This window comes from Micromonospora globispora (genome assembly GCF_003857015.1).
GTDB lineage: Bacteria > Actinomycetota > Actinomycetes > Mycobacteriales > Micromonosporaceae > Micromonospora > Micromonospora globispora.
The window spans coordinates 1-10,682 of record NZ_QGGF01000475.1; the positions used below are offsets into that span (position 1 = coordinate 1).

General features: G+C 69.2%; 8 protein-coding genes. 6 read left to right on the forward strand and 2 right to left on the reverse strand.

Annotated elements, in window-relative coordinates:
• Positions 1-124: 124 nt before the first annotated feature.
• From acs to DKL51_RS25645, 6 genes are all read left to right on the forward strand, one after another.
• Positions 125-2,119 carry an acetate--CoA ligase gene (acs, locus tag DKL51_RS25625; protein WP_124812596.1) on the forward strand — a complete coding sequence of 665 codons (1,995 nt, stop codon included), beginning with the start codon at positions 125-127 and terminating at the stop codon, positions 2,117-2,119.
• Positions 2,120-2,229: 110 nt separating this feature from the next.
• Entirely contained in the window at positions 2,230-2,343 is a 114-nt protein-coding gene (locus DKL51_RS36685) for an immune inhibitor A (RefSeq protein ID WP_260428669.1), read from the forward strand.
• Positions 2,295-2,909: an immune inhibitor A domain-containing protein gene (locus DKL51_RS25630; RefSeq protein ID WP_260428670.1), complete on the forward strand. Its 615-nt coding sequence runs from the start codon at positions 2,295-2,297 to the stop codon at positions 2,907-2,909. Before DKL51_RS36685 ends, DKL51_RS25630 begins: the two co-directional genes overlap by 49 nt.
• A 199-nt stretch (positions 2,910-3,108) precedes the next feature.
• On the forward strand, positions 3,109-5,436 hold the full coding sequence (locus tag DKL51_RS25635) for an immune inhibitor A domain-containing protein (RefSeq protein WP_109943132.1): 2,328 nt from the start codon (positions 3,109-3,111) through the stop codon (positions 5,434-5,436).
• A 294-nt stretch (positions 5,437-5,730) separates the two neighbouring features.
• Positions 5,731-8,166, forward strand: coding sequence for an immune inhibitor A domain-containing protein (locus DKL51_RS25640; RefSeq protein ID WP_124812597.1), 2,436 nt, complete (start codon positions 5,731-5,733; stop codon positions 8,164-8,166).
• A 165-nt stretch (positions 8,167-8,331) separates the two neighbouring features.
• Complete coding sequence (locus tag DKL51_RS25645; RefSeq protein ID WP_109943134.1) at positions 8,332-9,264, forward strand: alpha/beta fold hydrolase; 933 nt, start codon at positions 8,332-8,334, stop codon at positions 9,262-9,264.
• A gap of 1 nt (position 9,265) precedes the next feature.
• Here DKL51_RS25645 and DKL51_RS25650 read toward each other — a convergent pair whose 3' ends face one another.
• Together DKL51_RS25650 and DKL51_RS25655 are read right to left on the reverse strand one after the other, a co-directional pair.
• On the reverse strand, positions 9,266-9,631 hold the full coding sequence (locus DKL51_RS25650; protein ID WP_109943135.1) for a UCP033725 family protein: 366 nt from the start codon (positions 9,629-9,631) through the stop codon (positions 9,266-9,268).
• The coding region (locus DKL51_RS25655) for an SseB family protein (RefSeq protein ID WP_148097844.1) at positions 9,628-10,682 on the reverse strand (1,055 nt) is incomplete at its 5' end. The genes DKL51_RS25655 and DKL51_RS25650, both read right to left, overlap by 4 nt.

Sequence of the window (10,682 nt, forward strand, 5' to 3'; positions counted from 1 at the left end):
GGCCCCGGCGCGTACCGCGGGCCGCTGGGCGCGTGGCGGCTCCCCAGGCGCTCGCGGGCGTCGCGCGCCGCGACTAACCTCAGCCGAGTAGGAGACGCAGGTCACGCGACGAAGGAGTCACCGCATGAGCGAGGCATTGGCCAACTTGTTGAACGAGACGCGCCAGTTCCCGCCGCCGGCCGAACTCGCCGCGAAGGCCAACGTCAAGGCCGACGCGTACGCCGAGGCCGAGCGCGACCGGCTCGCCTTCTGGGAGCGCCAGGCCGACCGGCTGACCTGGGCGAAGAAGTGGGACCAGGTCCTCGACTGGTCGAACCCGCCGTTCGCGAAGTGGTTCGTGGGCGGCCAGCTCAACGTGGCGTACAACTGCCTGGACCGGCACGTGGAGGCCGGCCGGGGTGACAAGGTGGCGATCCACTGGGAGGGCGAGCCGGGTGACACCCGCACCCTCACCTACGCCGACCTGCACAAGCTGACCTGCCAGGCGGCGAACGCGCTGAGCGAGCTGGGCGTCACCGCCGGCGACCGGGTGGCGATCTACCTGCCGATGATCCCGGAGGCGGCGGCCGCGATGCTCGCCTGCGCCCGGATCGGCGCCACCCACAGCGTGGTCTTCGGCGGCTTCTCCGCCGACGCGCTGACCAACCGGATCCAGGACGCCACCGCCAAGGTGGTGATCACGGCGGACGGCGGCTACCGGCGCGGCAAGCCGTCGGCGCTCAAGCCGACCGTGGACGAGGCGGTCGCGAAGTGCCCGTCGGTCGAGCACGTGCTGGTCGTCCGCCGCACCGGCGAGGACGTGGCCTGGTCGGAGAAGGACCTGTGGTGGCACGAGACGGTGGAGACGGCCTCGCCGGAGCACGCCGCCCAGCCGTTCGACGCCGAGCACCCGCTCTACATCCTCTACACCAGCGGCACGACCGCCCGGCCGAAGGGCATCCTGCACACCACGGGCGGCTACCTGACCCAGACGTCGTACACCATGCACGCGGTCTTCGACCTGAAGCCGGAGACGGACGTCTACTGGTGCACCGCCGACATCGGCTGGGTGACCGGCCACTCCTACATCGTCTACGGCCCGCTCTCCAACGGCGCGACCCAGGTCATGTACGAGGGCACCCCGGACACTCCGCACAAGGGCCGGTTCTGGGAGATCGTCGACAAGTACAAGGTGACCATCCTCTACACCGCGCCGACGCTGATCCGCACGATGATGAAGTGGGGCGAGGACATCCCCGCCGGCTACGACCTCTCGTCGCTGCGTCTGCTCGGCAGCGTCGGCGAGCCGATCAACCCGGAGGCGTGGATCTGGTACCGGCAGCACGTCGGCCGCGGCGAGCTGCCGGTGGTCGACACCTGGTGGCAGACCGAGACCGGGGCCATCATGATCTCCCCGCTGCCCGGCGTGACCGAGGCCAAGCCGGGCTCGGCGATGACCCAGCTGCCCGGCATCGTCGCCGACGTGCTGGACGACCAGGGCCAGTCGGTGCCGAACGGCGGCGGTGGCTACCTGGTGCTGCGGGAGCCGTGGCCGTCGATGCTGCGCACCATCTGGGGCGACGACAACCGGTTCATCGAGACGTACTGGTCGCGGTTCGGGGCCGGCGCCGGAGCCGGCGGCAAGGGCGACTGGATCTACTTCGCCGGTGACGGAGCGAAGAAGGACGACGACGGGCACATCTGGCTGCTCGGCCGGGTCGACGACGTGATGCTGGTGTCCGGGCACAACATCTCCACCACCGAGGTGGAGTCGGCGCTGGTCAGCCACCCCTCGGTGGCCGAGGCGGCGGTCGTCGGCGCGACCGACGCGACCACCGGGCAGGCGATCGTCGCGTTCGCCATCCCGCGCGGCACCGCGGAGATCTCCGGCGAGGCGGGCGAGCAGCTCATCGCCGAGCTGCGCAACCACGTGGCGAAGACGCTCGGCCCGATCGCCAAGCCGCGGCAGATCATGCTGGTGCCCGAGCTGCCGAAGACCCGCTCCGGCAAGATCATGCGCCGGCTCCTGCGTGACGTGGCGGAGCACCGTTCGCTCGGCGACGTGACCACCCTCCAGGACTCGTCGGTGATGGAGCTGATCTCCTCCGGCATGGGTGGCGGCAAGTCCGACGAGGACTGACGACAGGCGTACGCATCGGTGGGTGACGGTCCGCACGGGCCGTCACCCACCGTCGTTTCTGCGAACTGCAAGTCGGGGACGGCGACGGCAACTACAACGAGCCGGACGGCGTGATCGACCACCTGGTGCTGGTGCACGCCGGCATGGGCAAGTCCCGCGGCGGCGGCGACGGGGCGTGTACACGATCTGGGCCGGCGGCTACACCATTCCCGGCATCAACCTGAAGGTGTCGAACTACATCGTGCAGCCGGAGGACGTCGGCGTCGGTGTGTTCGCCCACGAGTTCGGCCACGACCTCGGTCTGCCCAACCTCTACGACACCTCCGGCAACGCCGACTCGGACGTCGACTTCTGGGACCCGATGGCCTCGGGCTCGCACTCCGGCGAGATCTTCCAGGCGCTGCCGACCCACCTGGGCCTCTGGGACAAGTGGGTGCTCGGCTGGGCCGACCCGCTGACCGTCACCCCGGGTGCGGACTCGAAGGACGTGCAGCTGGGTCAGACCTCGAACACCCCGGTCGGCACCAAGGACGGCATCAAGGTCGACCTGCCGAACAAGGTGATCACCCTGGCGGAGCCGCACAGCGGCGCCAACATGTGGTACTCCGGCGCTGACCTGAGCGGCCCGCCGGCGCGGCGGGATACACGGCGAGGCCCGTCTGGAGCACACTGCTCCCGACGGGCCTCGTCGTCTTACGCTCACCGCATCCAGCCGACTTTGGGTGTGACATTTCTTGGCCCCTCAGCGCTCGCATTGGGGGGACCTTATAACCACCGTGACGCTAGGTGATCGTGGCCGAGATGTGATGTGAATCGACATCAGGTCCATGTCCCGATTGGTGCGGATTTGCCGGTAAAAAGGGCACGCACATCAGGTGATTGACCGATGACAACGATGCAGACCTCTGTCATTGTGAGTGACGCATGACATGACAGTGATGGCTTTGGCTGGCTCTGTCATGTAACAGATCCACAAAGGAGGAGGACCTTTGAGGAGACGAGTCACAGCGGGCCTGGCCTCGGCCGCGGCCGCGCTGCTGGCAGCCGGTGTCGTCACGGCACCGGCGTCCGCCGCCCCGGCGGCGGAGCCCACCCCCGGCGTCGACAAGGCGAAGGTCGGCAAGGACAACCTCCCGGATCCGAAGGTGGATCACCAGCGGGAGCTCAAGAAGCAGGCCATCGCGGACCTGATCGCCGGCAAGGCCAAGCTTCAGACGCGCAACGGCTCGAAGGTCATCCAGGTCAAGGACGACCAGTTCGTCGAGTACCAGCAGGCCCCGAAGGTCGACCCCATCTTCACGATGCTGGTCAACTTCGGTGACAAGGTCGACCCGGCCACCGGCGGCACGCCCGGCCCGGTGGTCAACCAGATCCCCGAGCCGGACCGGAACTGGGACGGCAGCTCCACCGACAACAACAGCACCCTGTGGCGCTCCGACTTCCACCGCGAGCACTACATGGACATGTTCTACGGTGAAGGCGAGTCGTTCCGGGACTTCTACCTCAAGCAGTCCGGTGGCCGATACACCGTTGGCGGCGACGTCAGCGACTGGGTCACCGTGCCCTACAACGAGGCCCGGTACGGCAGCAACAACATCGGCGAGGACGACGGTTACTGGACCTTCGTCCGGGACAGCGCCACTGCGTGGTACCAGGCCCAGGTCAAGGCCGGCAAGACCCAGGCCGAGATCAAGGACTACCTGAAGCAGTTCGACGTCTGGGACCGGTACGACCACGACGGCGACGGCGACTTCAACGAGCCCGACGGGTACATCGACCACTTCCAGGCGGTGCACGCGGGCGAGGGTGAAGAGGCCGGCGGCGGCGCGCAGGGCGAGGACGCCATCTGGTCGCACCGCTGGAAGGTCGGCAACCTCGACGAAGCGGGCAACCCGACCGGCCCGGCCGGTAACCTCGACGGCGGTGTGCAGATCGGTGACACCGGCCTCTGGATCGGTGACTACACCACCGAGCCGGAGAACGGCGGCCTGGGCGTGTTCACCCACGAGTACGGCCACGACCTCGGTCTGCCGGACCTGTACGACACCCAGGGTGGCGACAACGGCACCGGGTTCTGGACGCTGATGTCCTCCGGTTCGTGGCTCAACCACGGCAAGGACGACATCGGTTCGACCCCGGGTTACATGGACCCGTGGTCGAAGCTCTTCCTCGGCTGGCTGAACTACAGCACCGTCGACTACGGCAAGGGCAGCACCCAGGTCACCCTGGGCCCGGCCGGCGACAGCGACGGGCCGAAGGCCCAGGCGGTCGTGGTCAAGCTGCCGGCGCAGACCCAGACCACGAACTACAACACGCCGTTCGGCGGGTCGTACGAGTGGTGGGGTGGCGCGGCCGACAGCGTGAACAACACGCTGACCCGCACCATCGACCTGACCGGCGCGACCACCGCGTCGATCACCTCGAAGCTCATGTACGAGATCGAAGAGAACTACGACTACCTCTACGCCGAGGTGTCCACCGACGGTGGGGCCACCTGGAAGCCGCTGAAGAACAACCTGCACGACACGGTGACCGACGGCAGCGTGCAGAACGGCATCGACGGCTCCAGCAACGGCGCCTGGGTCGACTCGACGTACGACCTGTCGGCCTACGCCGGGCAGACCGTCAAGTTCCGTTACCGCTACGCCACCGACGGCGGCCTGCACTACGCCGGCCCGTTCCTGGACAACATCCAGCTGACCAAGAACGGCACCGTCGCCTGGACCGACGACGCGGAGACGCTGTCGGCGGACTGGGCCGTCAAGGGCTTCACGCGGATCACCGGCTCGGTGACCGACACATACCCCCGCTTCTACATCGCCGAGAACCGGACCCACTTCGGTTACGACGACACGCTGCGGACCGGTCCGTACAACTTCGGCTGGGGCAACACCCGGCCGGACTTCGTGGAGCACTTCGCGAACCAGCCCGGCATGCTGGTCTGGTACGTGAACTACGCGTACGGCGACAACAACACGTCGGCACACCCGGGCTACGGCCTGAACCTGCCGGTGGACGTCCGCCCCGATAAGATCAACGTCGGTGGTCAGGGCACCATCAGCAACCGGCGCAACGGCTACGACGCGACGTTCAGCCTCTACACCAAGCCGGCGCAGACCTTCCACAAGAACGGCGTGGCGGTCACCGTGCCGGAGCTGGAGCCGCACCCGATCTTCAGTGACAAGGGCATCGGCCAGTACTGGACCTCGGGCAACGCCTGGAACTCGGTGAAGGTGGCCGGCACCGGCACCACCATCGAGATCCTGCAGCAGGGCACCACCCCGACCAGCGACATGGTCGTGAAGGTCACCAACTGAATCAACAACTGAACAGCCCGGAGGGGCCGGTGGCGGCGACGCTACCGGCCCCTTCCGCGTTCCTGGAACGTTCGCCCTGCTCAACCGTCCTTCGTGGAGGGAACGGATGTGACGCTGAGCAGCCGCGGCCACAAAAAGTTGCTACAAATCGATGCCTCTGTCTTCCGTCGCGTCACGGCAGTGTCTATCTTGGCCAGTGGTCCCATCGCCGCAACGGTGGGACTTTTCACCGGCCCGTACCCCCGTTGGGCCGGTTCCCTTCACCCCGGAGGTACTCACGTGCGCAAAGTCGCAGTGGGTCTGCTCGGGCTTTCGCTGACGGCGACGGGACTGGTGGCGGGCACGGCCGCCAGCGCCGCGCCGCAGCCGAAGCTGCCGGCGACCGCTCCGTCGGTCGCCGAGCAGCAGGCCCCAGCCGATCACGATCTGCCGGACAAGCTCGAGGACAAGCGTCGCGCCCTGCGTCAGGAGGGTCTGAGCGAGGTTCTCTCCGGCAGGGCGAAGCCGCAACAGATCAACGGCAGCACCGTCGTCAAGGTCGGCGAGACCGCCGGCGGCGCGGCGGCCGGGGCCGGCGCCCGGACCGCGGCACCGGGCCGGGCCGGCAAGAAGGACCAGTACGTCGAGCTGGCCCGGGAGCGGACCGATCGGATCTTCGTGATCCTCGCCGAGTTCGGCGACGAGCGGGACCCCGCCTACCCGGACAAGGACATGGACCCGGACACGCCCGGCCCGACCCGGTTCGACGGGCCACGGCACAACGAGATCCCGGCGCCCGACCGGGCGGTCGACAACTCCACCATCTGGCAGGCCGACTTCAGCCCGGAGCACTTCCGGCAGCTGTACTTCGGCACCAAGCCGGGCGACGAGTCGCTCAAGCAGTACTACGAGGCCCAGTCGTCCGGGCGGTACAGCGTGGACGGCGAGGTCACCGACTGGGTCAAGGTCAAGTACAACGCCGCCCGCTACGGCCGGTCGAACGACCCGAAGGCCGACGACGACCCGACGGGCGACCCGGCGGTGTGCGCCAGCAACGTCTGTCAGAACACCTGGGACCTGGTCCGGGACGCGGCCAACCAGTGGGTCGCCGACCAGAAGGCCAAGGGCCGCACCGACGCCCAGATCAAGGCCGACATGCGGTCCTTCGACCAGTGGGACCGGTTCGACTACGACGGTGACGGCAACTTCAACGAGCCGGACGGCTACATCGACCACTTCCAGATCGTCCACTCCGGCGGCGACCAGGCCGACGGTGACCCGCACCAGGGTGAGGACGCGATCTGGAGCCACCGTTGGTCCGCGTACAACACCTCGCAGACCGGTCCGGCGAACTTCCCGATCGGCGGTACCCAGGTCGGCGACACCGGCGTCTGGATCCGCGACTACACGATCCAGCCGGAGAACGGTGGCCGCAGCGTCTTCTACCACGAGTACGGCCACGACCTCGGTCTGCCGGACGACTACAACGTGCTCAACGGTGGGGACAACAACAACGAGCACTGGACCCTGATGGCCCAGAGCCGGCTCAGCGGCAAGAACGACGGCGGCATCGGCGAGCGCGGCGGCGACCTCGGCGCCTGGAACAAGCTCCAGCTCGGCTGGCTCGACTACGAGGTGGTCAAGGCCGGGCAGAAGCGGACGATGGTGCTCGGGGCGCAGGAGTACAACTCCCGCAAGCCGCAGGCCGCCGTGGTGGTGCTCCCGCAGCGGGAGTACACCTTCGACAACGGCAAGCCGTTCGAGGGCGCCAAGCAGTACTTCTCCGGCAACGACGACGACCTGGACAACACCATGACCAGGACGCTCGACTTCACCGGGAAGTCCACGGCGGCGCTGTCGATGAAGGGCCGCTACTCGATCGAGGCCGGCTTCGACTACCTCTTCTTCGAGGCGTCGCTGGACGGCGGCAAGACCTGGACGGCGCTCCCCGCCACGGTGGACGGCAAGGCGCTCCCGCCGGTGTCGTCGAACGACCCGCGGCCGGCGCTCTCCGGCAGCAGCGGCGGCAAGTGGGTGGACGTCAACATCCCGATGGACATGGCCGCCGGCAAGGTCGCGCAGTTCCGGTTCCACTACATCACCGACGGCGGGCTCTCCGCGGGCGGCTTCTTCGGTGACGCCATCACCGTCACCGCCGACGGCCAGACCCTGCTCAGCGACGGCGCCGAGAACGGTGCCGGGGACTGGGCGCTCAAGGGCTGGAGCATCGCCGACGAGAGCTACACCAGGCTCTTCGACAACTACTACATCGCCGGCAACCGGACGTACGTCTCATACGACAAGTACCTCCGGACCGGTCCGTACTACTTCGGCTACCAGAACACCCGGCCGGACCTCGTCGACCACTACGCGTACCAGCAGGGTCTGCTGATCTCCTACTGGAACCTGCGCTGGGCGGACAACGACACGTTCGAGCACCCGGGTGAGGGGCGCAACCTCATCATCGACGCGCACCCGCGGCCCATCTACAACCTGACCGGCAACCCCTGGCGGGCCCGGGTCCAGGTCTACGACGCGCCGTTCAGCCTGCGGAAGGCGGACTCGTTCACGCTGCACCTCAACAGCCAGCCGCAGTACATCCGTGGCCAGGCTGGGCAGCCGCTGTTCGACGACACCCAGCAGTACTGGTTCGACGAGCTGCCGAACCACGGCGTCAAGGTCCCGGCCACCGGCACGAAGATCCGGGTACTGGAGCAGAACGGCACCTCGGTGAAGGTCCGCTTCTCCTGATCCACGGATCACCGATCACCAGCGATGCCCGGGCAGGGTTACTGCCCGGGCATCGCCCTTTCCGGTCCGGCGCCCTGACCGCCCCGGTGACCCCGCCCCGGAGAAACCCCTGATCCTCACCACCTGCGGGGCCCGGTACGGGACGGCGGCCCTAGGCTGTGGCACATGACCGAGCAGCGCGGTGGACCCGCCGACGAGTCCTGCGTCCTGACCGAGGGGCCGTGGACGCACCGCTTCGTCGGCGCCAACGGCAGCCGGTTCCACGTCGTCGAGGCCGGCACCGGCCCGATGGTGCTCTTCCTGCACGGCTTTCCCGAGCACTGGTGGGCGTGGCGGGAGCTGCTGCCGGCGGTCGCCGACGCCGGCTTCCGGGCGGTCGCGGTCGACCTGCGCGGTTACGGCGCCAGCGACAAGCCGCCCCGCGGATACGACGGGTACACCCTGGCCGCCGATGTGGCCGGACTGATCCGGGCGCTCGGTGAACGGTCGGCGACCCTGGTGGGGACCGGGGCCGGCGGCCTGATCGCCTGGACGGCCGCCTCGTTCCACCCCACCCTGGTCCGGCGGCTGGTGGTGCTCGGCGCCCCGCACCCGCTCCGGTTGCGGGCGGCCATCTTCGCCGACCCGCGCGGCCAGTTCGCCGCCTCCACACCGACGCTGAAGTTCCAGCTCCCTCGCTACGAGCACGTGCTCACCCGGGACGACGGCGCCGAGGTCGAGGCGATCCTGCGCCGCTGGGGCGGGCCGAACTGGGTGAACGGCCCGGACTTCGCGGCGTACGCCACCTGCTGCCGGGAGGCCATGCAGATCCCGCAGGCGGCCTTCTGCGCCCTGGAGAGCTACCGGTGGGCGTTCCGGTCGGTGCTCCGGCTGCACGGCTACCGGTTCGTCCGGCTGATGCAGAAGCCGCTGGTCACGCCGACCCTCCAGCTGCACGGCGCACTCGACACCGCCTCCCTACCGCGCACCGCGCAGGGCTCCGGCCGGTACGTCACCGCCCCCTACGAGTGGCGGCTGCTCGACGGGGTCGGCCACTTCCCGCACGTGGAGGCCCGGGACGTCGTGCTCGGCGAGATCCTGCGCTGGACGAAGTCCTGACTCAGACCCGCTGCTCGCGCAGGTCGGCAACCTCGCCGGCAGGCGCCCAGCCCTGGTAGACGCCGAAGTCGAAGCTCTCCAGCCCCATCGCCCGGGCGACCGGCCACCGCCCGCCGGTGTACTCCACCCGCAGCCAACCGTCGTGCTCGCCCAGCACGATGAACGGCTGCCCCTGCCAGGTGCAGGTGGTCCGGACGTACGCCAGGTCGTCCACCTCGGACGCCGGCACCACCCGGACGTACCGGCCGGGGCGTACCTCTTCGAAGCCCTCACCCGGCTCCGGCTGGTAGAGCCGGACGTCGTCGCCGTCCGGGCTGGCCTGGTACTCCCGCCCCTGCCAGCGGGCCACGTAACCGTCCCGGGTCACGGCTCACCCACCTGTCGCCACAACAGCGCGTCGGTGTCCAGAATGGCGATCACCCGCTCGGTGCCGTCCCCGCCGATCCGCCAGAGCTGCGCGCCGTGCGGCAGGCGGGCGCTGTCCACCTTGAACTCGGCCACCACGTCGCTGCTCTCACCGGGCGCGAAACCGTTGCCCCGGAAGGGCGCACGCTCGATCACCCAGCCCTCCATGGCCCGCATCGCCGCCTCGTTCTGGCCGCCGTACGGGATGCGGTAGAGGCTCGGCCGGTACGCCGGCCAGCGGAGGACGTACACCTTCTCGGCGTCGCGGGAGAAGGGCGAGTCCGGATGGCCGAGGCCGAGGGCGTCGTACAACTGGGTCGGGGTGGTGAGGTGGGCCAGCTCGCTGGCCCGGTGCACGAATCCGGAGACCCGGTCGTAGCCCCGCTCCAGGTAGTAGGCGAGCTGGCTCGGGGCGATCGCCTTCTGCATGGTGACCGGACGGGTCGGGTCCGCCGCCGCCGGGGCGTACCGGGGCGGGCTCGCCGGCTCCGGTTCGGCGGCGGGCGGCTCCGGCTCGTGCTCCGGGTCGTCGCCGAGCCCCACCTCGGCCGCCCAGTTGGCCAGTCCGACCACCTGCTCGCCCGGGTACTTCGCGCCGACCGGGGTGCCCGGGTTGACCGCGAACGACCACGCCTCGTCCGGCCAACGGCGGATGAGCTGCACGAACTTGACCCGTACCGTCTCCAGCGGGCCGTCGACCCGGTCCGCGAGCCGCTCCGGCGAGGTGTAGACCACCACGTACGTCTCGCCGTCCAACTGCTCGGTGCGCCAGACGAACCCGGGGTCTCCGGGTCGGCTGCCCGGGGCCGAGTCGGGCGCGACGGGAAGCAGCACCCGGGCCAGCAGCAGGGTGGAGAGGAAGGTGTCGGTGCTGCCGCTGCCGGCCGCACCGAGCAGGTCCTCCTCGACGTCGTTCGCCGGTAGGAAGTCGACCGGCACCGGTACCTCCTGGACCGGGGCACCGTCGGCGGCGGCCGGGTCGGCCCCCTCGGCCGGCGGGACAGCGGCCGGCT